This is a genomic window from Hymenobacter sp. R533113 (assembly GCF_056835965.1).
This window is the reverse complement of record NZ_JAKWBD010000013.1, coordinates 490,087-512,729: the sequence shown is the minus strand read 5'-3', so window position 1 is coordinate 512,729 and position 22,643 is coordinate 490,087. Positions and strand designations below refer to the sequence as shown.

Annotated in this window: 19 protein-coding genes; 12 read left to right on the top strand and 7 right to left on the bottom strand. The window is 54.6% G+C overall.

The features are described 5' to 3' along the window. Positions 1 to 183: 183 nt before the first annotated feature. From MKZ35_RS11250 to argB, 4 genes are all read right to left on the bottom strand, one after another. On the bottom strand, positions 184 to 1,377 hold the full coding sequence (locus tag MKZ35_RS11250; RefSeq protein ID WP_482513382.1) for a ribonuclease D: 1,194 nt from the start codon (positions 1,375 to 1,377) through the stop codon (positions 184 to 186). Positions 1,378 to 1,485: 108 nt separating this feature from the next. Beyond that, positions 1,486 to 2,805: an argininosuccinate lyase gene (gene argH, locus MKZ35_RS11245; RefSeq protein WP_482513381.1), complete on the bottom strand. Its 1,320-nt coding sequence runs from the start codon at positions 2,803 to 2,805 to the stop codon at positions 1,486 to 1,488. Between the two features lie 149 nt (positions 2,806 to 2,954). After that, a complete protein-coding gene (locus tag MKZ35_RS11240) occupies positions 2,955 to 4,022 on the bottom strand; it encodes a M20 family metallo-hydrolase (protein ID WP_482513380.1) in 1,068 nt (355 codons plus the stop codon). After that, positions 4,010 to 4,792, bottom strand: a complete 783-nt coding sequence (argB, locus tag MKZ35_RS11235; protein ID WP_482513379.1) for an acetylglutamate kinase — start codon at positions 4,790 to 4,792, stop codon at positions 4,010 to 4,012. The genes MKZ35_RS11240 and argB overlap by 13 nt, the downstream gene beginning before the upstream one ends. Positions 4,793 to 5,375: 583 nt before the next feature. Between argB and MKZ35_RS11230 the strand changes: the two genes are divergently transcribed. The 3 genes from MKZ35_RS11230 to argC all read left to right on the top strand — a co-directional run bounded on the left by MKZ35_RS11230 (position 5,376) and on the right by argC (position 8,308). Then, positions 5,376 to 5,945 carry a GNAT family N-acetyltransferase gene (locus MKZ35_RS11230; protein WP_482513378.1) on the top strand — a complete coding sequence of 190 codons (570 nt, stop codon included), beginning with the start codon at positions 5,376 to 5,378 and terminating at the stop codon, positions 5,943 to 5,945. Positions 5,946 to 6,150: 205 nt separating this feature from the next. Continuing rightward, on the top strand, positions 6,151 to 7,338 hold the full coding sequence (argG, locus tag MKZ35_RS11225) for an argininosuccinate synthase (protein ID WP_482513377.1): 1,188 nt from the start codon (positions 6,151 to 6,153) through the stop codon (positions 7,336 to 7,338). Then, positions 7,325 to 8,308, top strand: coding sequence for an N-acetyl-gamma-glutamyl-phosphate reductase (gene argC, locus MKZ35_RS11220; protein WP_482513376.1), 984 nt, complete (start codon positions 7,325 to 7,327; stop codon positions 8,306 to 8,308). The genes argG and argC overlap by 14 nt, the downstream gene beginning before the upstream one ends. Positions 8,309 to 8,578: 270 nt before the next feature. Here the strand turns inward: argC and MKZ35_RS11215 are convergent, their stop codons facing one another. Together MKZ35_RS11215 and MKZ35_RS11210 are read right to left on the bottom strand one after the other, a co-directional pair. After that, positions 8,579 to 8,779 (bottom strand): hypothetical protein, encoded by a 201-nt coding sequence (locus tag MKZ35_RS11215; RefSeq protein WP_482514731.1) that lies wholly within the window; start codon positions 8,777 to 8,779, stop codon positions 8,579 to 8,581. Next, complete coding sequence (locus MKZ35_RS11210; RefSeq protein ID WP_482513375.1) at positions 8,776 to 9,519, bottom strand: helix-turn-helix domain-containing protein; 744 nt, start codon at positions 9,517 to 9,519, stop codon at positions 8,776 to 8,778. Before MKZ35_RS11210 ends, MKZ35_RS11215 begins: the two co-directional genes overlap by 4 nt. Positions 9,520 to 9,697: 178 nt before the next feature. Here MKZ35_RS11210 and MKZ35_RS11205 point away from each other — a divergent pair, with 178 nt between their 5' ends. From MKZ35_RS11205 to MKZ35_RS11180, 6 genes are all read left to right on the top strand, one after another. Continuing rightward, positions 9,698 to 10,861: an aspartate aminotransferase family protein gene (locus MKZ35_RS11205; protein WP_482513374.1), complete on the top strand. Its 1,164-nt coding sequence runs from the start codon at positions 9,698 to 9,700 to the stop codon at positions 10,859 to 10,861. A 127-nt stretch (positions 10,862 to 10,988) separates the two neighbouring features. Next, the gene (carA, locus tag MKZ35_RS11200; RefSeq protein ID WP_482513373.1) at positions 10,989 to 12,062 is read left to right on the top strand and encodes a glutamine-hydrolyzing carbamoyl-phosphate synthase small subunit; all 1,074 of its coding nucleotides are present in this window, start codon (positions 10,989 to 10,991) and stop codon (positions 12,060 to 12,062) included. A gap of 10 nt (positions 12,063 to 12,072) precedes the next feature. Then, entirely contained in the window at positions 12,073 to 12,693 is a 621-nt protein-coding gene (locus MKZ35_RS11195) for a GrpB family protein (RefSeq protein WP_482513372.1), read from the top strand. A 224-nt stretch (positions 12,694 to 12,917) separates the two neighbouring features. Beyond that, on the top strand, positions 12,918 to 13,151 hold the full coding sequence (locus tag MKZ35_RS11190; protein WP_482513371.1) for a hypothetical protein: 234 nt from the start codon (positions 12,918 to 12,920) through the stop codon (positions 13,149 to 13,151). 105 nt (positions 13,152 to 13,256) lie between these two features. Then, on the top strand, positions 13,257 to 16,487 hold the full coding sequence (gene carB / locus MKZ35_RS11185; RefSeq protein ID WP_482513370.1) for a carbamoyl-phosphate synthase (glutamine-hydrolyzing) large subunit: 3,231 nt from the start codon (positions 13,257 to 13,259) through the stop codon (positions 16,485 to 16,487). Between the two features lie 124 nt (positions 16,488 to 16,611). Beyond that, positions 16,612 to 17,292, top strand: coding sequence for a transposase family protein (locus MKZ35_RS11180; RefSeq protein ID WP_482513369.1), 681 nt, complete (start codon positions 16,612 to 16,614; stop codon positions 17,290 to 17,292). Between the two features lie 303 nt (positions 17,293 to 17,595). Here the strand turns inward: MKZ35_RS11180 and MKZ35_RS11175 are convergent, their stop codons facing one another. Continuing rightward, a complete protein-coding gene (locus MKZ35_RS11175) occupies positions 17,596 to 18,192 on the bottom strand; it encodes a Uma2 family endonuclease (protein ID WP_482513368.1) in 597 nt (198 codons plus the stop codon). 122 nt (positions 18,193 to 18,314) lie between these two features. On the opposite strand from MKZ35_RS11175, the gene MKZ35_RS11170 reads away from it, so the two are divergent. The 3 genes from MKZ35_RS11170 to MKZ35_RS11160 all read left to right on the top strand — a co-directional run bounded on the left by MKZ35_RS11170 (position 18,315) and on the right by MKZ35_RS11160 (position 22,553). Beyond that, positions 18,315 to 19,259: an N-acetylornithine carbamoyltransferase gene (locus MKZ35_RS11170; protein WP_482513367.1), complete on the top strand. Its 945-nt coding sequence runs from the start codon at positions 18,315 to 18,317 to the stop codon at positions 19,257 to 19,259. 625 nt (positions 19,260 to 19,884) lie between these two features. Continuing rightward, positions 19,885 to 20,940 (top strand): TonB-dependent receptor plug domain-containing protein, encoded by a 1,056-nt coding sequence (locus MKZ35_RS11165; protein WP_482513366.1) that lies wholly within the window; start codon positions 19,885 to 19,887, stop codon positions 20,938 to 20,940. After that, the gene (locus MKZ35_RS11160; RefSeq protein WP_482514734.1) at positions 20,853 to 22,553 is read left to right on the top strand and encodes a SusC/RagA family TonB-linked outer membrane protein; all 1,701 of its coding nucleotides are present in this window, start codon (positions 20,853 to 20,855) and stop codon (positions 22,551 to 22,553) included. The genes MKZ35_RS11165 and MKZ35_RS11160 overlap by 88 nt, the downstream gene beginning before the upstream one ends. Positions 22,554 to 22,643: the final 90 nt, after the last annotated feature.

Here is a 22,643-nt window from a genome sequence, read left to right as displayed (position 1 = left end):
CGTTGTTTAAAGCGCATGTAGCGCGAACTTTTAGTTCGCGTATCGTTGAACGACACGTTGGGGGCGTTTTGCAACAGCTTGTTCAACTACTGCACCGATACGCGAACTGAAAGTTCGCGCTACATGCGTTAGAAACAACGACCTTGGCTTTACATGGTAAGTCGCAAAAGAAAAAACAGTACTTTACGATTGTACAGCCTGATCGAAAGGCTCTGCAATCAGAGCATAATCCAGCGAATGACGTTGCGCGGTCTCGAGCAGAATAGTTTGTTGCCAGGGACGCAGCACTTTTTCGGTGCCTAGCTCAATAATATCTGCCACAAGACGATTGGAGAGAACAAGGTTAGCAACGTAGCTATTTATATCAGTTGTGATATGAGTCTTTAACTGAAGCAAAAGCTGCTCGCGAGCATCAGCGCGGGCGGCTTTCTCACCGTTCAGTCGCCGCCGAAACGGGAAGCGCCGCTGCTCACCGGTAGCGGCGGGCTCGGGTACGGGTGCAAATGTATCAGAGGAAAGCGCGGCGAGTTGGTCGAGGTAGGGCGCACGCTTCAGCTCCGGGTGCAGGCCACGAGCGGCTTTCCAGTCGTTGAGGTCACGGGGCGTGTCGCGCACGAGCTCGGAGAGGCGGTCGTTGGCAAACACCATGTAAGGCGGCCGATCCAGTTGCTTCGCCACTTGGTCGCGCAGCATGTAGAGGTCACGGAACAAGGGCAGCTCATCCGGCAGAATACGGTATTTGCCGGCAATACGCAGGTAAGGACGCTCGTCGCGGGTGTAGCGCACCGATTCTAAAGCGGCATTCTCTTCAACGGCCCAATGCGCCCGGCCCAGCGCTTCCAGTTTGGCGTTGAGCCGGTCAGCCAGCTCAAAAAGATAAATGACGTCATTGGCCGCGTACACTTTTTGCGCCTCCGTAAGCGGGCGCTTCAGCCAGTTCGACTTCTGCTCGCCTTTATCTACTTCCAAACCTAACTCACTTTGAATCAGGCGGCCCAAAGAAATGTTGTTATCAGCTTCGGCCAGCAGCGTGTACTGCACGCTGGTATCGGTGATGTGGCGTACGTGCACGCCGTACAGCTCATCCAGCAATAGAATATCCGACTTGCAGCTGTGAAACACTTTCTCAATGGCGGGGTCGCGCAACAACTCCCAGATAGGCTCCAGCTCTTCAGCCGGATTGGTGAGCGGCAGCGGGTCAATCAGGTAGGCGGTTGAACCGTCAAAGATCTGGATCAGGGCAAGGTTGCGGCCGTAGCGGTGGCGCATATCATCAAACTCCAGATCCACGGCCACGCGCGGGGCTTTACGCATGGCATCGGCCGCGCCCTGCACGGCGCCATGCGTTGTTAGGTATTGTATATCAGGTTGTAACATGGAAAAGCAAAACGAAAAACGAGCCGCAGAAGTCAGGCAGTAGGCCTGGGGGGCTTTTTACCAAAGGTAGGCAGGACTGGGGGCAAAAGCAAAGCGGATACCCTGCCGCTAAGCTCCGCTTTGGGGGCGCTGCAATACGGCGCTCCGCTGCTGCACTTGCTCCGCTTTTGCCCGAATTTCGGCTAGTCCCAAATTGTGAACGCTACCCAAGTGGGTGGTGGCAAACTCCCGGTGCGGCGCGTAGCTACCGTCGTTCACTGCCCGGCCTACCTGCTGATAAGCCTCCCGGAAAGGGACCCCCGCCTGAATAAGCTGATTGATATTTTCTACGGAGAAAACACCGTCATATTTGGCCTGGTTCAGCAAGTCAGGCTTGATTTTCAATTGCGGCAAAGCGAATATCAGCATGTCCAGAATATCCACAAACTGCATCATTGGCTCGAAAAGCAACTCTTTCAATAACTGGAAGTCCCGGTGGTAGCCGCTGGGCAGGTTATTCACGCAGAGCGTGATGGTAGTGGGCAGGGCCTGCAAGGCATTGCAGCGGGCCCGCACCAGCTCAAAAACATCCGGGTTTTTCTTATGGGGCATGATGCTGGAACCCGTCGTGAAGGCGGGGGGCAATTCTACAAACGCCAGATCCTGACTGTTGTAGAGCACCAGATCATAAGCCAACTTCGAGAGCGTAGCCCCCACGCCGGCCAGCGCAAAGGCCAGCGTCTTCTCGGTTTTGCCGCGTAGCATTTGCGCGCCCACGGCACTAACCGCCAAGTGGCCGAAGCCCATTTCCTGAGTCGTCAGCTTCCGGTCAATGGGGAAGCTGCTGCCGAAGCCCGCCCCCGATCCTAAAGGGTTTTGGTCGGCGACGGTGTGCGCGGCCTCGAACAGCGCAATGTCCAGCAACAAATGCTCGGCGTAGGCCGAAAACCACAAGCCAAAGCTGCTGGGCATGGCGGCCTGAAAATGCGTGTAGCCGGGCATCAAGTCGGCCTGATGGGTTTCGGCTTTTTGCAGCAGAATATCCACCAGCGCCATGATTTTCGCGGCGGCCTGCTCAGTATAGTCTTTCAGGAAAAGCTGGATGGCCGTCAGTACCTGGTCGTTGCGGGAGCGGGCGGTGTGAATCTTCTTGCCGGCGTCGCCAAATTTCTCGGTTAGGTAGAACTCGATTTTGGAGTGGACGTCCTCAAAGCTGTCCTCAATAACGAAGCGGCCAGCCACAATTTCAGCCTCCAACTCATCGAGTCCTTGCACGAGCTGGTCTTTTTCCCCAACGGAAATCAGCCCAACCTGCGCCAGCATCACGGCCTGCGCCTTAGAGGCCAGCACGTCGAAAGGAGCTAGGTACATATCCAACTCCCGGTCTTTGCCGACGGTGAATCGCTCTATTTTCTCATCAACGGCTATGCCCTTTTCCCAGATTTTCATATCGAAGCAACTGTTTGCGTAAGGTGTAGAGACACATACTTGTGTCTCGTCGTTGAACGACTAACAACCGCGCCATTAGGTGAATACCCACTCAGGTAAATAACGACCGCAACGACGAGACACAAGTATATGTCTCTACACCAAACGAGTTAAAATTGAAAGCCTTCCAGCAGCTCGATGTAGCCTTTAATGCTGGCTCTCACCTCACTAAGGTAGATGTATTCGTTGGGGGTGTGGGAGCGGGCCGAATCGCCGGGACCGAGCTTAATTGTGTTAAACGGCATCACAGCCTGATCAGACAGTGTAGCGGAGCCGAACAGCTTACGACCCAACTTTGCCCCCCGGACTACTAATGGGTGCGTTGGATCGATGCGCGAGGAGTTCAAATGCACGGACCGCGGCGTGACGTCGGCCTGCACGTGCTCCCGCACAATGCGCACTATTTCCTCGTTGGAATACAGCTCGTTGGCCCGCACATCGACCACGAACCGACACGTATCCGGCACCACGTTGTGCTGGGTGCCCGCCTGCACCTGCGTCACTGTCATTTTCACCGGTCCCAATAATTCTGACTCGTTGGGGAAACGGTAGTTGCGCAGCCACAGCATGTCGTCTAGGGCCTTGTAGAGGGCATTTTCGCCTTCATCGCGGGCGGCGTGGCCGGTGCGACCGTGGGCCACACAATCCAACACTATCAAGCCTTTTTCCGCAATAGCTAAGTCCATCTGCGTTGGCTCGCCTACGATGCCTAAGTCAATTTTACCTAATTGGGGCAAAATGCTGCGAATGCCATTGGCTCCCGAAATTTCCTCTTCAGCGGTAATGGCGCAGATGAGGTTGAAAGACGGTGGATTCTGCTCGAAATAAAGAAACGTGGCCAGCAGACTTACCGCCGATGCGCCCGCGTCGTTGCTGCCCAAGCCAGTAAGCTTGTCGCCAGCTACTTCGGCACCAAAAGGATCGGTAGTCCAGCTCGCGCCGGGCTTCACGGTGTCGTGGTGAGAGTTGAGCAGGATGGTAGGCTTGTGGGGGGCAAAATGCTGCGACACCACCCAGACATTGTTGCCTGAGCGCTGAGGTTGAGCGCCGTGCGCAGTTAGAAACCCAAAAATCAAGTCGGCCGTTTTGTCTTCCTCCCGCGAAAAAGAAGGTGTTTGAATCAGCTTAATTAGTAACGCAATAGCGTCTTCAGAAAGCTGCTCGATCAGTACCGACATAAAATCGTTTTTACCGGTTCATTGATTTTCAGCGCGTTTTCGATGACAACCCGCTCCACGCCTGCGTCTAGCGCGGCAAAGGCGTTGTCGAGCTTGGGTACCATGCCGGCCGCAATGGCGCCACGGGTTTTGAGCTCATGGTATTGCCCGAATGTGATTTGCGGAATCACAGAGCTTTCATCCTTTGCATCGGCCAACACGCCGTCTTTCTCGAAGCAAAAATGCAGCTCTACTTGGTAAAACGTAGCCAGCGCACACGCCAGCGTACTGGCAATAGTGTCGGCGTTGGTGTTGAGCAGCTGGCCGTTTCCATCGTGGGTAATAGCGCAGAATACGGGCGTCAGGTCCACGTCAAGCAGGTGTTGCAGTAACGCGGTGTTTACGCTGTGTTCATTAATATCGCCTACAAAACCATAGTCAATTTCCCCCACGGGACGCTTGCTGGCCCGAATAATGTTGCCGTCGGCACCAGACAGACCCAGCGCATTTACGCCCGCCTGCTGAAGCAAGGCCACAATTTGCTTGTTGGTTTTGCCCGCATAAAACATAGTCACCACGTCCAAAGTGGCCGCATCGGTGATGCGACGACCATTTACCATATTGGGCAACATGCCGAGCGTAGTGAGCAGCTCATTGGCTCCTTTACCACCCCCGTGCACCACGATTTTTTTGCCCCCCAGCTGCGCCAGCTGCGTTAGAAACCGGCTGAGCTGCGCCGTGTCATCAATGATTCCACCACCAATCTTAAATATTTTCAGGACTTCGCTCATGCAGGTAAAAAGGTAAAATGGGGCGCTCTGGTCTGTATAGGCCGGGTTTGCGGAAAATTCAGTTGCCTACTGCCGCCGAAGCAGAGAAAGCGTAACACTTTTTTAAAGCCGGACGGGTAAAGTTTCCAAAAAAACGTCTAATTTTGCAACGATTTAGCGGCCTATTCCATTTAAACCGCATAAATACTACCCGCCCTACGGCAGCTGTCATGATTCTTCTCTCCTCTATTGCACGTCTGCTGCCGACCACCCTGGTCGTGCGAACAATGCCAGCTTAAGAGCTGGCTGCAATAGTTTGCCTGCGTTTTTAGTACGTCAAAAACCGGCACGGGGCATCCCAAAATAACCCCGCTAAAGAGAAGTTCTACGAATCATTATTGACACGAGTGTAAGCCATAGGGCGCCTTTTCTCGCCTAGCTAATAACCTTCCGGGTCCTAGCGAGACCTAAGCCAGCCAACTCTTTCTTCCGGGTTTTATTTCCCCGAAACCGGTTCCGGTTGCCGCGTAGGCTTGTCCGCAAGCTCCGCCATTCCTTCTCTCAATCCGTTTTATCTGCCATAAGGCACCCCATTTTTTATCCCATGATGATACGCGTAGCCAATGCCGACGACGCTCGGTACGTGGAAACACTTTGTCAATGGTACGAGGAATCGGCCAAACAGCGGGGCGTTGGCATTGCCAAGCGCAACCCCGACTACGTCCGCCAGAAAATGGTGAAAGGCGACGCCATTATCGCCTTTATCGACGACGAGCTTGCTGGTTTCTGCTACATCGAAACCTATGAGAACAACAATTTTGTGGTCAACTCAGGCCTGATCGTGAATACGGCCCTGCGCAAGGAGGGCCTGGGCCGCGCCATTAAGCACGAAGTGTTCAAGCTTTCGCGCACCAAATACCCGGCGGCAAAAATTTTCGGTATTACCACCAGCCTGGCGGTGATGAAAATCAATACCGAGCTGGGGTATAAGCCCGTGACCTTCACGGAGCTAACGCGGAGCGACGACTTCTGGAAGGGATGTTCCAGCTGCAAAAACTACCCCATCCTTATGGAGAATGACCGCAAAATGTGCCTCTGCACCGGCATGGTCTACGATACGCTGAACGACCAGTTCAGCCAGCAGACAATCGAGATTTTAAGTCAGGAGAAATAAGAACGTCATACGGCGCGAAGCCTCTCGCGTGCAATAGTATTGTCACTAAAGTAGGCGGTCATGCTGAGCGGAGTCGAAGCATCTCTACTGCTTCGTTGCACTGGCATTGATTACTAACCAGTAGAGATGCTTCGACAGGCGGACGCGAGATGGAGCATGACACCCAAACAGAGCAGAACTGCCTCAAAAACGCCATTTCCAACAAATGAAAAAAGTAGTTTTAGCGTACAGCGGCGGCTTGGATACGTCGTACTGCGTGGTGTACCTGACCAAGGAGCTAGGCCTGGAAGTACACACCGTCATTGTCAACTCGGGGGGCTTTTCTGCCGAAGAGCTGCAACAGATTGAGACACGCGCTTACGAGCTGGGCTCCACCAAGCACGAGGTTATTGACATTACGGAGCGCTTCTACCAGGACTGCCTGCGCTATCTGCTGTTCGGTAATGTGCTGAAGAACGACACGTATCCGCTCTCCGTGAGTGCCGAGCGCATGTTCCAGTCCTTGGCGCTGGCCGAGTATGCCCGTGAGCACAAGGCCGACTACATCGCCCACGGCAGCACCGGCGCCGGCAACGACCAGGTGCGCTTCGATGTGGCCTTCTCGGTAATTGCCCCCCAGACCGAAATCATCACGCCCATCCGCGACCAGAAGCTCTCCCGCCAAGCCGAGATTGAGTACCTGCGCAACCACGGCGTAGAGATGAGTTGGGAAAAGGCCAGATATTCCATCAACAAAGGCATCTGGGGCACCAGCGTGGGTGGCGTAGAAACCCTGACTTCGCACCAGGCCCTACCCGAAACAGCTTACCCGACTCAGCTTCAGCAAACTGAGCCCACTTCCATCGAAGTCACCTTCGAGAGAGGGGAACCCGTAGCGCTAAACGGCACAAAAATGCCCCCCGTGCAGCTTATTCAGGAACTGAACGAGTTAGCAGGCAAGTATGCTATCGGCCGCGATACTCACGTAGGCGACACGATTCTGGGCATCAAAGGCCGCGTGGGTTTTGAAGCCCCGGCTCCGCTGATCCTCATTAAAGCCCACCACCTGCTGGAAAAGCACACGTCCTCGCGCTGGCAGCTGCTGCACAAGGACTACATCGCCAACTGGTATGGCACGCTGCTGCACGAGGCCCAATACCTCGACCCGGTGATGCGTGACATGGAAGCTTTCCTGGAGTCGTCGCAGGCCCGCGTTTCAGGCAAGGTATTCATCAAGCTGAAGCCCTATCAATTTGAGCTTCAGGGCATCGACTCTAAGTTTGATATGATGCGGTCTAAAGTGGCGACGTACGGCGAGGAAAACGACGCCTGGGATGCCCGCGACGCGCAGGGCTTCATCAAAATATTCAGCAACCAACTCAAAATCCACAGCAGCTTCAATGGCGAAGATTAAAGCAGGCATCGTCGGCGGGGCCGGCTACACGGCCGGGGAGCTGATCCGCATTCTGCTGCACCACGAGTTTGTAGAGCTGGGGGGCATTGTGAGCTCCTCCAACGCCGGCAACCCCATCTACCAGGTCCACGACGACCTGGTGGGCGAAACGGAGGCGGTGTTTGCCTCGGAGCTGGCTGGCGACGAGGACGTGGTATTTCTGTGCCTGGGCCACGGCAATTCGAAAGCGTGGCTGGCGAAGCACGACCTGCCGGAAACCACCCACATCATCGATCTCAGCAATGATTTCCGCCTGAACGCGGACGCCGAGTTCGAAGGCCGCGAGTTCGTGTACGGCCTGCCGGAGCTGAATAAAAGCCGCATCCAGCGGGCTCAGAGCATTGCTAATCCCGGCTGCTTCGCCACGGCCATTCAGCTGGCGCTGCTGCCGCTGGCGAAGGCCGGCATGCTCACCGACGACATCCACGTCTCGGCCATTACGGGCAGCACGGGCGCGGGCCAGAGCCTATCGGAAACGGTGCATTTCTCCTGGCGCATCAACAATGTGTCCATCTACAAGCCCTTTACTCACCAGCACCTCGGCGAAATAAGGGAGAGCCTGGCGCAGCTCCAGCCGCAGTCAGAGGCTGATATTCACTTCATCCCGTACCGCGGCAATTTCTCCAGGGGCATCTTCGCCAGCGTCTACACGCCGTCGGAATTGACGCAGGACGAGGCGCGGGCGCTGTACCAGAAGTTCTACGCCGACGCGCCGTTCACCACGGTTTCGGACCAGGAAATTCACCTCAAGCAGGTGGTGAACACCAACAAGTGCCTGCTGCATGTTCAGAAACAGGGCAAGCAGTTATTAATTACCTCGGTAATTGATAATCTGGTGAAAGGCGCATCAGGCCAGGCGGTGCAGAATATGAATTTGCTGTTTGGGCTACCGGAGACGACGGGGTTGAACTTGAAAGCGGGATTGTTATAGGTTTTTGCTTATCTACTGATGATTGAAGACTTATCTAGCTCAGCAGGCAAAGCCCAGCGACGCAAGCTATTGGGAGTAATATTTTTAATCATCTTGATGATTTGGTTTGAATCAGGCATACCAAATTCACTGAATGTAGCAAAGCAGGAATTTGACCAATTTAACAGTGCGCCAATCTGTGGGAGAATTACAGAAATACATCCGACGAAAATAGGTACAGGAATGAGCGTAAATGGCGATGCATTTGATTTTTATCCAATAGACGTGTTCCTAAATAGCTTCTTTCTTTTTGGTCAGATGCCAATTCCAAATGCCACAGGCCAGCGCCATAATTCGGTCGTTAAAGGAGGCGGATTTGTTGCGGTAGACTTGCGTGACGCAGCCCAGGCGCTTGGCCCCGCTGATGGCATGCTCGACCGTGACGCGCCGGCGGGCATGCGCTTGATTGGCGGTGCGGTGGGGTTCGGTCAGGGACGTGCGCGGGTTTTTTTGCTGCGCCGGGGCTTGCGGTGGGGCAGGCTCTCGGGGACCACGTCATAGTCGGCGACGAGGCCCAGATAGCCCAAATCGGCCAGCATCTGGAACAAATCAAGCAAGCCCAGGTTGGCGTCAAATTCGGTTTTGAGCATCTGATAATCGTGCGTGGTCCCGTTGGCGGTCGGTCCCAGGTAGTGGATGTAGCGCATCGGGTCGGCGATGAGCGTGTTTTTACGGGTGGGCCTTTTTTTGCCCGAGTAGTCGGCCGGCCGGTCCGCCGCCGCCTGCGCCCGCTGGTACGGGCGTTCGGTGGCGTCGAGCAGCAACACGGACACGTCGGCAAACACGGCCTGCATCTGGGCCAGCGAGTCGATGGCGCGGGCCGGCAGCACCCCAAGCGTGCGCAAGGTGCGCTCCAGGGCCTTGGCCAGGCGGTGAGCGTGTTCGCAGGCTTTGGAGCGGGGCAGGCCAAAGGTGGCGGCCAGCACGTCAAACGTGGGGTAGGCTTTCAGGTAGTAGAGAATGAACAATAGTTTCTGTTCCGGGCTGGCCAGCACACCCTTGCGCCCGCCGCCGGCCCGGCGCTGACGGGGCCGCTGCTCCGAAAAACGCGCATCGGCTTCTTGCTGGCAGCCCGCCACGAATGGCTCGGACAAGGCGCAAAAAGCGGCCAGGTCCAAGCCCGTTAACGCCCGCATTTGCCGGTCATCTGTTATCGTATGTACATCAAGCATTCTCAAAATTACTATTTGGGAACAAGTCTAATGGCTGACGGGCGCTCAAACGACTTCAAATCTTTCATTGCCTTAGCTGCAGTAAATGATTCTGTTGTGAAATCTCCCTATGCTGATACTCTATACCTTTTCTCGAAAAACAGGATGTATAAGTTTACATTCAAAAAATACTAGCTGAATGGAGCTTTTCAACGTTTATCCGCTCGTCAACATCACGCCGGTAAAGGCGCTGGGAGCAACGCTGTGGGATGAAAACGGCCAGGAATACCTGGATTTCTACGGCGGCCACGCCGTGATTTCCATCGGCCACAGCCACCCGCACTACGTGCAGCGCCTCACGGAGCAGCTGCAGAATATCGGCTTCTACTCAAATTCGGTGCAGATTCCGATTCAGCGGGAGCTGGCCGAGAAGTTGGGCCAAGTGTCGGGTTATGATGACTACACGCTATTCTTGTGCAACTCCGGAGCCGAGGCCAACGAGAATGCGCTGAAACTGGCTTCTTTCCACACCAGTAAAAAGCGCGTGGTGGCGTTTAAAGGCGCGTTTCACGGCCGTACCTCGGGCGCGGTGGCAGCTACGGATAACGCCAAAATTGTGGCTCCTTTTAACGCCGGGCACCATATCAGCTTCCTGGAATACGACTTGGCGGCGGTAGAAACGACGCTGCAAGCTGGCGATGTCTGCGCCGTCATCATCGAGCCAATTCAGGGCGTAGGGGGCATTATTATGCCTTCCGATGAGTTCCTTGAAGGCTTGGCGGCACTCTGCAAAACGCACGGCGCGCTGCTGATTGCCGACGAGGTGCAGAGCGGTTACGGCCGGAGCGGCAAGTTCTTCGCGCACCAGCACGCCGGCATTCGCCCCGACGTCATTTCCGTGGCCAAAGGTATGGGCAACGGCTTCCCCATCGGCGGTATCCTCATTGCGCCCGAGTATAAGGCGTCCTACGGCTTGCTGGGCACCACCTTCGGTGGCAACCACCTGGCCTGCGCCGCCGCCCTGGCCGTGCTTGAAGTCATCGAAGGCGAAAATCTGCTGACCCACGCCACCGAGCTGGGCGACTACCTCCGCATTGAGCTGCTGGCCCACGCCGGCGCCGAAGCAATCCGTGGCCGCGGCCTGATGGTGGGCATCAAATACGACTTCCCCATCAAGGAAATCCGCGACAAACTGCTGTCGGACTACCATGTTTTCGTAGGTAATGCCTCGGACCCCACAGTGCTACGGCTGCTGCCGCCGCTGAACATCACGCGGGCCGAGGTTGACCGTTTTTTGCAGGCGCTCTACGCGCTGACGGAGAATTTGGTAACCGCCATTCAGGAACCATCAGCGCTGGATTAGAACGGTGTAGAGACGCGACACTTCGCGTCTCGTCGTTGAACGGCTCGCACTAAACCGCAGGCCCGCCAACGTCAGCAACGATTGAGACGCGAAGTGTCGCGTCTCTACAGCACAACCATAACCTAGAATGAACCAAGTAAAGCTAGTCCTCGAAGACGGCACCTCCATCGAAGGCGAATCCTTTGGGGCCTTCACCTCCGCCGCGGGCGAAGTAGTGTTCAGCACGGCCATGACCGGCTACCCCGAAAACCTCACCGACCCGTCCTTCGCCGGCCAGATTCTGGTGCTCACCACCCCCATGGTGGGCAACTACGGCGTGCCCGGCGAGGAGCTGTACGAGTCGATTTCCAAGATTTTCGAGTCGGATAAGATTCATATTTCTGGTCTGGTTGTCAACTATTACTCCGAGGAGCATAGCCACTGGAATGCCGCCAAAAGCCTCGGCGACTGGCTGAAAGAGTACAATATCCCCGGCATCTTCGGCGTCGATACCCGGATGCTCACCAAGAAGCTGCGCGAGAAAGGCGCGATGCTGGGTAAGGTTGTAGCCGAGGAAAATATAGAGTTCCACGACCCCAACCAGGAAAACCTGGTATCCAAGGTGAGCCCTATCGAGGTAAAGCACTACGGCCACGGCCAGAACAAAATCGTGCTCGTCGACTGCGGTACCAAGACCAACATCATCCGCTGCTTCCTCAACCGCGACGTGGAGCTGATTCGCGTGCCCTGGGACTACGACTTCACCAAACTCGACTACGACGGCCTGTTCCTAAGTAATGGCCCCGGCGACCCCAAAATGTGCGAGGCCACCATCCGGCACCTGCAAAAGGCCCTGGCCCAGGACAAGCCCATTTTCGGCATCTGCCTCGGCAGCCAGCTCATGGGCCTGGCGGCGGGCGGCGACACCTTCAAGCTGAAATACGGCCACCGCAGCCACAACCAGCCCGTGAAGCTCACCGGCACCCAGCGCTGCTACATCACCAGCCAGAACCACGGCTTCGCGGTAGACACTGACACACTACCCGCTGAGTGGGAAATGTTGTTCGAGAACCTCAACGACGGCACCTGCGAAGGCATTAAGCACAAAACCAAGCCCTTCTTCTCCACCCAGTTCCACCCCGAAGCCGCTGGCGGGCCGGAGGATACGGAGTACCTATTTGATGAATTTCTGAAAGAGGTAAACGAGTATAAAAACCGCTAAGGTGTAGCAGATGCTTATTTTTCATCAGTTTACAAGCTCCCGGCCTGTAGTGCTTCTACCACATCAAGCGTCTTGGGCTAGAGAGTACACTGATATGGCTAAGCGTATTCACACTATTGCTGGTGATGCTGTACTACGCATCGACCACATTGGCTCTACAGCTGTGCCCTCTCTGTCTGCCAAGGATATAATTGATATACAATTAACTGTGGCGAATATTAAGGATACAGCTGTCCTAATAAATTCCTTAGAGAAGGCCGGTTTTCAACCAAGAAAATCATTTGAATACGATGAATTTCATGGTTTACCGTCCCAATCTCCAGAACTGCGCAAACGCTACATACGTGAGCCACTAGGTGAACGACGCGCTCATATACATGTGCGTCAAGCTGGCCGATTCAATGCCCGATTTGCGTTGTTATTTCGAGATTATCTCTGCGCAAATGATCATGCACGTGAGGAATATGAGCTGTTAAAGTGCCGCGCTGCGAAACTGTTTCCGAATAGTATAGATGGATACCTTTTCCTAAAAGAACCAGCATTTCATCTTATCTATCACGCTGCCGACTTATGGGCCGAGAAAGTAGGATGGGAGCCCGCTACAGCGAACAATGGAGATTCTTATGAATAGCTGACCTTAATGAAGTGGTAAACATGCTTTGGCTTCGCTCCACCTAATGCTACTCTCTTCACATTCATCACTTCCCAACGCACTACTCTCATGCAAACGAAAGGTAGAAGTTTTCAGAACTGGGGAATCTTGCTGTTAGGAGCGGCGGCGTTTGCGGCGTTCTATTTCATTAAGAATCTCAAGGGGAGGACTTCTTCAAACTAGCGCTAGGCAAGAAATCCGATGTGGTTGTTGCCGCCATGAATGGCGCGAAATCCTCCCCCAGGATACTTAACCGTACGGGGAAGATCGTTTCCAAAAAATTTAAGCTGGATAAACTGGGTCCTAGAGAAGATTCGCTCTCCTTTCGAGTCATTCTGAAAGGTGAAAAGTCTACTGCAACCATCAAAACCCAGGTAATCAAACAGCCATCTGGTGAGTGGAAGTTGGTAAAGAGCGACACCACCTTCTCCAAATAAGAGCATAATCATTACCCTAATCCAACGAGCCACATGCTTCGGCAGGCTCCGCACGACTGCCTTTTAACATGACCGCACCAGCGGCCTGTTACCCTAACCCTTAGAATGGAAAAACCCAACAAAGTTCTCATCCTCGGTTCCGGTGCACTGAAAATTGGCGAGGCCGGAGAGTTCGACTACTCCGGCTCCCAGGCCCTCAAGGCGCTGAAAGAGGAGGGCATCCGCACCATCCTCATCAACCCCAACATTGCCACCGTGCAGACGTCGGACAACATTGCCGACGACGTGTACTTCCTGCCCGTGACGCCCTACTTCGTGGAACGCGTCATTCAAAAAGAACAGCCCGATGGCATTCTGGTGGCCTTTGGGGGGCAAACTGCCCTGAACTGCGCCGTGGCCTTGTACCGCGGTGGCGTGTTTGAGAAGTACAACGTGAAGGTGCTGGGCACGCCCGTGCAGTCCATCATCGATACCGAGGACCGGGATATTTTCAAGGAGAAGCTCAACCAGATTGGCGTATTATCCGCTCGCAGTGAAGCCGTGACCAGCATTGAGGATGCCCTGAAAGCCGCTGAGAGAATCGGTTTCCCGATTATCGTGCGGGCGGCGTTTGCGCTGGGTGGCCTGGGCAGCGGCTTTGCCAACAACATGGACGAGCTGCGGGCCCTGGCCCAGAAATCCTTCACGACTTCCGACCAGATTCTGGTGGAAGAGTCGCTGAAGGGCTGGAAGGAAGTGGAGTACGAAGTGGTGCGTGACCAGTACGATAACTGCATCACGGTCTGCAACATGGAGAACTTCGACCCTATCGGCATTCACACCGGGGAGAGCATCGTGGTAGCGCCGTCGCAGACCCTGAGCAACCGCGAGTACCATAAGCTACGCAGCATCGGCATCAAGACCATTCGCCACCTGGGCATCGTGGGCGAGTGCAACATTCAGTATGCGTTGGACCCCGTTTCGGAGGATTACCGCGTGATTGAGGTGAACGCGCGCTTGTCGCGCTCCTCGGCGCTGGCTTCCAAGGCTACGGGCTACCCGCTGGCGTTTGTGGCGGCCAAGCTAAGTTTGGGCTACTCGCTGTCGGAGTTGAAAAACAGCGTGACGCAGACAACCTCAGCCTTCTTCGAGCCGGCTTTGGACTACGTGGTAGTAAAATTACCGCGCTGGGATTTGGGCAAGTTCGAGGGCGTGAACCGGCAGATTGGCAGCGCTATGAAGAGCGTGGGCGAGGTCATGGCCATCGGCAAATCCTTCGAGGAAGCCATTCAGAAGGGTCTGCGCATGCTGGACACCGGCAAGCGCGGCTTCGTGGCTAATAAGCCTGAAGACCTGGATACCGCTACCATCGACAAGCTACTGAACGAACCGAATGAGGAGCGCATTTTTGCCATTAATCTGGCGTTTGAAGCCGGCTATACACTTGACCAGGTACACGCGCTGACCCGCATCGATGATTGGTTTTTGCAGCGCCTGTACACCATTTTTAAGCTGGGAAATAAGCTAGCTGCCGGCCGTGAAAACGGGTTGAACGGGCTGGAAACAACTTTGCTACGCGAAGCCAAAAAAGCCGGCTTCTCCGACCAGCAAATAGCTGTAAAGCTGCTCGGTGAAGGCGACGTGAAAGCCGATGAGTTGCTGGTGCGTGCGCGCCGCAAGGCGCTGGGCGTACTGCCCGTCATCAAGCAGATTGACACGCTGGCGGCCGAGTTTCCGGCCAAAACCAACTACCTCTACTCTACCTACCACGGCACCGAAAACGACCTGGAGCCCGAAACCGACAAGTCGGTGGTGGTGCTGGGCTCGGGCGTGTACCGCATCGGCAGCTCCGTGGAGTTCGACTGGTGCGGCGTGCAGGCCGTGCAGACGGCTGCCGAGGAAGGCTACAAAACCATCATCATCAACTACAACCCCGAGACCGTTTCGACTGACTACGACGTCAGCGACCGGCTGTACTTCGAGGAGCTGAGCTTCGAGCGGGTGATGGATATTCTGGAATTTGAGCAGCCAGGGGGCATTATTCTCTCCACTGGGGGGCAAATTCCGAACAACCTGGCTACCCGCTTGGAGGAAGCCAACGCGCCCATTCTGGGCACTACTGCGTTTCGCATTGATGAGGCCGAGAACCGCCATAAGTTCAGCAGCATCATGGACGAGCTGGGCATTGCGCAGCCCCGCTGGAAGGAGCTGACCTCGCTGGATGCCATGCTCACGTTTGTGCAGGAAGTGGGCTTCCCGGTGCTGATTCGGCCTTCCTATGTATTGTCGGGGGCGGCGATGAACGTCGTTTCCAACAACTTCGAACTGGAGGAATTCCTGAAAGCCGCCAAGGAAGTAAGCGCCGAGTACCCAGTAGTGGTGTCGGAATTTATTCAGGAAGCCAAGGAAGTGGAGCTGGACGCGGTGGCCGACAAGGGCGAAATCGTGAGCTACGCCATTTCCGAGCACGTCGAGTTTGCCGGCGTACACTCCGGCGACGCCACCATGTACTACCCGCCCCAGAAGCTGTATGTGGGCACCATCCGCAAGCTGAAAATTATTGCCGAGAAGGTGGCCAGGCGCTACGAAATCAGCGGTCCGTTCAACATTCAGTTTCTGGAAAAAGACGGCGAAATTCGGGTGATTGAGTGCAATCTGCGCGCCTCCCGCAGCTACCCCTTCGTGTCGAAGATCTCGGGTAACAATCTGATCAAAAAAGCCACCCAGGTACTACTGGGCAAACGCGTAATCCGCGACGAGAGCGAACGAATCTACGACCTGCCCTTCGTGGGCGTAAAAGCCCCCCAGTTCTCCTTCACCCGCCTCCCCGGCGCCGACCCGGTCATGCGCGTGGATATGGTGAGCACCGGCGAGGTGGGCTGCCTGGGCGACACCGCCGAGGAAGCCCTGCTGAAATCGATGCTGAGCGTGGGGTATAAAATACCCGCGAAGTCGGTGCTGATTTCCAGCGGACCTATCAAGTCGAAAGTGGCCCTGCTCTCGGCTGCCGAGCTGCTGGTGAAGCACGGCTACACCATCTACGCCACCCAGGGCACGCACCGCTTCTTCGCCGAAAATAACGTGCCCAGCAGCCTCCTCTTCTGGCCCGACGACTACCAGGAGCCCAACGTGCTGACGTATCTGAAGGAGAAAAAAATCGACCTGGTCATCAACATCCCCAAGAACCTCTCAAAAGGCGAGCTGGACAACGACTACAAAATCCGCCGCACCGCCGTGGACTTTGGGGTGGGCTTGCTGACAAATGCGCGGCTGGCCAAAGCATTTATTCAGGCCTTCTGCACGCTGAAGCTGGAGGATCTGAAGATTAAGAGTTGGAACGAGTATAAGGCGATGTAAGTCAGTTGTTTACGATCTAAAAGACGCTCATGCTTGATCTGGCGTCCGCTTGTCGAAGCACTTCTACCGCTTCGGAATTAGTGAGTAAAAAATATCTGCATGCTTAAGTAGACCAACTATTTTCGTGGATAATTCACACCAAACGGATACAATGCAACCAGCTCAATCAAAACTCAACAATAGCGGGTATTGGCTTATTGCCTTTTTATTGATTCCTGCACTCTGCGCTATGCAATTTGGCAATGCCTACACGGCCGATAAAGCAATGAGTACGCTTTACAGTGGCTTAGCTGGAGGAATAGCAGGTGCGGTTGGCATTACGTGCTATTATTTCACTGAAAAACGCGCACCGATATTTCGTCTTGTGGTATTAATGATCTTGGGTTTTGTCACGGTACTACCTACGATTCTTTTGCCGCATCCCACTGGGTTGATGAGTAAAGACGGTGTCAGTTATTTCACTTGTCCCGTTTGTGGCTATGTTGCCTACAGAGCACAAGAGAAATCCTGCGACAACTGCGGTGTGGAACTAAGCCAAGATGAAATGCGCCAATCAGGCGTACCTACTTTAGATTCATTAATTGATTTGGAGCAACGCTTTTACTTTATTCCAGACGACGAAAAAATGACTGTAAGTTTCGACCAGCCTACTATTTCTGAAGATGGGTACACCTTGAATAAATCTTGGAATCCTAGTGTTTCTAAAGCCGCTGTAGAAAAGGAAGCATTGAATTATTACGAATTCCGTAAGAAGAACCCTGTCAAAATTCAGATCCTAAAGAAAGAATATATACCTGCTCAATGAAGCAGTAGCTCTGCTTCGACAAGCTCAGCATGGCGGTCTTTTTCCCTTATAGAACCTGAATGAAAAACTTCACCTCCTTCACCGACACGGGCGACTACAAAGCCCTGTTGCAGCAAGCGTATTTTAATGAAGTACAGCGCCTCAGCTTACCTTCGCCCTATTGCACGGTTTTTCCACCCCACCACACGGCTGCCCCTGAAAAGGTGAAGCCCTCGGTACGGGAATACCAAGGGCTTCGAAGAAGTAAGTGCAGATGCACCAAACTTCTCGGTCAGATGAGTAAAAAGCGTGCTTTAGAAATTTCTACCGCAACGGCCGCAGATCCAGTTCAAACCCTGGCAGGGCCGGCTCGGCGCTCAGCGTCGCCTCGAAGCTGGTGATTTCTTCCGGCTCCTGCCCGCGCCGGTAGATGGTGGCGGTTTCGTTGCCAGGGTCGAGGAGGAAGCCGACTTCGACGCCGTTTTCCAGGTAGCTTTCCATCTTACGCCGCAGGGGAGCCAGGCCATCGGAGGGCGAGCGTGCTTCGACCACGAACGAGGGACACACGGGCGGGAAGCGCAGGCGCTGCTGCTCGGTCAGCGCATCATAAGCGACTTTGGGCACCCAGGAGGCGTCAGGCGAGCGAATGGCGCCGTCGGGCAGGGTGAAGCCGGCCGAGGACTCAAACACGTACCCCAGTTGATGCTGGCGATTCCAAAGCATCAACTGAAAATGTACTTCACCTGATTTACGGCTTGATTCGGCTCCGGCGGGGGGCATAAAAATGATTTCATGGTTGGCGTTGCGCTCCAGGCGCAACGTAGGATTATGCTGGCACAACTCTAAAAAATCATCGTCCGTGAGCCGGGTCAGGACGGGGCCGTGCAGCACTACCATATTGTCGATGTCGGCGAAAGTCATGGCAGTCAAAAATGAAGGTGCTTATCCAAATATAAGCTATTATTCTCCCTTACGTTCGACGCGAAATGATTAGTTCGGTTGCTTTTCTCCATTGTGGCGTTCTTGCGCATTAATTCTACTTCATGAAAAACTTCACCTCCTTCGCCGATGCGGGCGACTACAAGGCCCTGTTGCAGCAAGCCCTGGAAATCAAGGCGAATCCGTATGGCTACCAGCACATCGGCAAGAACAAAACCGTTGGGCTGATCTTCTTCAATCCCAGCCTGCGTACCCGCCTCAGCTCTATCAAAGCCGCCTACAACCTGGGCGCGCAAGCCTGGGTGCTCAACGCCGGGGCTGACTCCTGGACCCTGGAAATGGCCGACGGCGCGGTGATGAACGGCGGCACCCAAGAGCACATCAAGGAGGCTATTGCCGTGATGAGCCAGTACTGCGACGTGCTGGGCGTGCGCACCTTCCCCACGCTCAAGGACCGCGAGGCCGACTACAGCGAGGAAGTGTTCAACAAGATTCTGAAGTACGCCACCGTGCCCGTTATCAGCCTGGAAAGCGCCACCCTGCACCCGTTGCAGTCGTTTGCCGATCTGATTACCGTAGCCGAGCACAAGCAAAAGGAGCGCGTGAAAGTGGTGCTCACCTGGGCTCCGCACGTGCGCGCCCTGCCCCAATGCGTGCCCAACTCCTTCGCCGACTGGTTCTCGGAAGTAGATTGGGTCGACTTTATCATTACTCACCCCGAAGGCTACGAATTAGCCCCCCAGTTCACCAAAGGCGCCCGCATTGAGTACGACCAGAAGAAGGCCCTGGAAGGCGCTGACTTCGTGCAGGCCAAGAACTGGAGCAGCTACCAGGACTACGGCCAGGTCATCAGCAACGACCCCGCCTGGATGCTCACGCCCGAGCATATGGCTGGCACCCACGACGCTAAGTTTTTGCACTGCTTGCCCGTGCGCCGCAACGTGGAAGTATCGGACGCTATTCTGGACTCGCCCAACTCGCTGGTGATTCAGGAAGCCGGCAACCGGGTGTTTTCTATGCAGACTGTGCTACACGAGATGCTGAGATAGACCTGTTTATATACTGCCCACACATAAAAAGCCCCCCAGAATACATCTGGGGGGCTTTTTATGTGTGGGCAGTATACAAAATCTCAATTCTGTCTTAGCCAACATTATTTTCTGTTCCTGCTGCTTATTAATCGACTCATTCTATTGGGTTTTTATTGAATTATCACTTATCCACCAGCCAATAGTTCTATTTAGCTCTCACAAAAGACTTCGTAGATAGTTGTAGTAAAACCAGGAATAAGTAAATTCACTGTAGCCTTATAAGTTCTTGCTGGCTTAAAGGATTGAAAGATTCGGTGATGGGTTCTATTTCATGCTGTAAATGATTAACTTACAGCAAGTTCCTGGAGAATTAGAAAGCGGAAGAGGAGATGGACGGGGCGTTTCTGGGGGGACTTAAGCAGGCAAGGAGAGCGAGGAAAAAGAGGTAAAGACCTTCACAAGTACACTTGGTGGTACTTTGTCAGAAAGAAAAAGCATTTATTCATTACTTTGAGCAGCGTATTCACCTGGTCCGTGATACGATAGCAGTTATTTCTTCATTGTTCCACTTTTTTACACCTTTTGCACACGGTTTAGCAAACCGATGTTTTTTATTTTAACTAGGTCCAAACCCAAACCCTACATGAAACAAAAACTTTTACTCTCCCTTGTCTGGTGCGTGCTGCTGGCCTCAACCGCGTGGGCGCAAACCCGGACGGTAACCGGCCGGGTTACCGACGCCAGTGGCTCAGGCCTGCCCGGCGCAACGGTATTGGAACGCGGAACCACAAATGGTGTCAGCACCAGCACCGATGGTGCTTTCTCGCTGACAGTGCAGCCCAATGCTACGTTGGTTATTAGCTCTATTGGCTTTAACACGCAGACCATTCCGGTAGGCGAGCAGTCAGTAATCAATGCTCGATTGGCTACCAATGAAACGGTGCTGAATGAGGCGGTGGTAGTGGGCTATGGTACTCAGGCTAAGCAGGAAGTAACGGGCTCGGTAACCCAACTTACCAGTAAAGACGTGGAAAACGTGCCCGTGGTAAGCTTTGAACAAGCCATTCAGGGGCGGACGCCGGGAGTACAAATCAACCAGGGTTCGGGTAAGCTGGGCGCCGGCGTGCAGATTCGGGTGCGGGGCTCTTCGTCGGTGACGGCCTCCAACCAGCCGCTTTACGTGATTGATGGTATTCCCGTCACTTCTCAGGACGTGGGCTCCGCCAATGACGAGCCCATCAACCCGCTGGCCGACTTAAATCCGAATGATATAGAAAGCATCACCATCCTGAAAGATGCCGCCTCCTCGGCCATCTACGGTTCCAGAGCATCTAACGGGGTAATTCTGGTGACCACTAAAAAAGGACGCCAGGGCCAGACGCGGGTAAACGTGGGGGCCTATTTTGGAACCAGTGAAGCCACCCGCAAGCGCAAATTCCTGAACGCGGCGCAGTACAAAGAGCTTTTCAGCGAGGCAATCATCAACTCCTCCAACCGTACCGACGAGGATAATCCGGGATATATATTCGACAATTATGGCCAAAACCCTGATCTGGAGGAAGTATTCGACTCGGAAGGAGGGCTGGATTTCAACTCCACCTCCGATACTCCCTGGTCCGATCTGGCTTTTCGCAAAGGCAACATCCAGCAGTACGACGCCAACGTGAGCGGGGGGATGCCAAAACCCGTTTCTTTCTGAGCGCCACCTATAATAACCAAGAAGGCATTATTGTCGGCAACCGCTACCGCCGGGGTAGCATGCGCGCCAACATCGACCACTCGATTTCTGAGAAGCTGCGCGTAGGCTTAAATCTCTCCCTCGTGCGGTCGGTCAACGACCGGGTACCCGATGATAACGCCTTCTCCAACCCGGTGCAGCTGAACGCCCTACCCCCGATTCAGCCCGTCCGCGACCCGGTCACGAATGAGCTGAACCGCAACACCTTGTACTACAATGCCCTGGTGGAAGTGGAAAACGCCTCCAACCGCGCCGGTACTTACCGCTCTTTCAGTACGGCTACGCTCGCCTACGAACCCATAAAGGGCCTGACGCTGCGAACCGAGAACGGAGTTGACTTCCTGAGCCTGAATGAAGAGATTTACCGGGGCCGCTTAACCGAAGATGGCGCCCCCACTGGCTACGGGTTCAATAACCAGGCGCAGTCGGTCAACTACACCACCAACAATACCGCCACCCTGGCCCGCAGCTTCAATGATGAGCACACGCTGGAGGCCCTGGTTGGCTTTTCTTTCCAACGATCCAATCTGCAAGGCACCAGCTCGGAAGGGCGGGGCTTCCCTAATGATCAGTTTCGCAAGATTGCTTCGGCGGCGCGCATCACCAGCGGGAGCAGCAGCGGCACGGGCTACACTTTCTTGTCATATTTATCCCGCGTAAACTACTCGTTCCGCAATCGTTACCTAGCCTCGGTAAGCGTGCGGACTGATGCTTCTTCGCGCTTTAGCAAAGACAACCGGTATGGGGTGTTTCCGGCGGGCTCCGTGGGGTATATTCTATCGGAAGATCTTTTTGAGGGCAGCACGGCTGTTAACTTCCTGAAGCTGCGGGCCAGCTACGGCCTGACGGGCAACGCCGAGATTGGCAACTTCGCTTACCGGCGCCTGTTCGCGGCCATCCCGTACGCGGATGTTGCTGGTATTCAACCCAGTGGCTTAGGCAACCCCAATTTGACCTGGGAAAACACCAAGCAAGCTGATATCGGGTTTGAGTTTGGGTTTTTTGAAAACAGAATCTCGGGTGAGGTTGACGTATACGAAAAGCGTACGGAAGACCTGCTGCTCGACTTGCAACTGCCCTACTCGGGTGGCTACCCCATCGTTACCCGCAACCTGGGCAAGCTGCGTAACCGCGGCCTGGAAATCAGCTTGAATACCCGCAATATCGACAAAGTTGTTAAGTGGAATACCAATTTCAACATCTCCTTCAACCGAAACAAAATAACGGACCTGAACGGGCAGGAAATCATTGCCGGAGGGCGCAATCTGGGGCGGGTGCGCGTGGATGAGCCAATTGGGGTATTTTGGGGCAGAAAGTTTGCCGGCGTAGACCCTGCTAACGGCGATGCGCTGTATCTGACGGCGGAGGGCACCACTACCAATGTGTTTACCCAGGCCGCCGTGCAGAAGCTAGGTGATCCAAATCCAAAGTACACGGGCGGGGCTACCAACACCGTAAGTTGGAAAGGCCTGGAGCTGAGCATCTTGAATCAGTTCGTGTATGGCAATGATATTTACAACATCGGGGGGTATTTCAGTCCGTCAATGGCGACTTCTTCGACAACCAAACCATAGACCAGCTTCAGCGCTGGCAGCGGCCAGGCGACATTACCAGCGTCCCGCAGGCTCGCTTTAGCGATGCCAACGGTACCGGCCCCTCGTCGC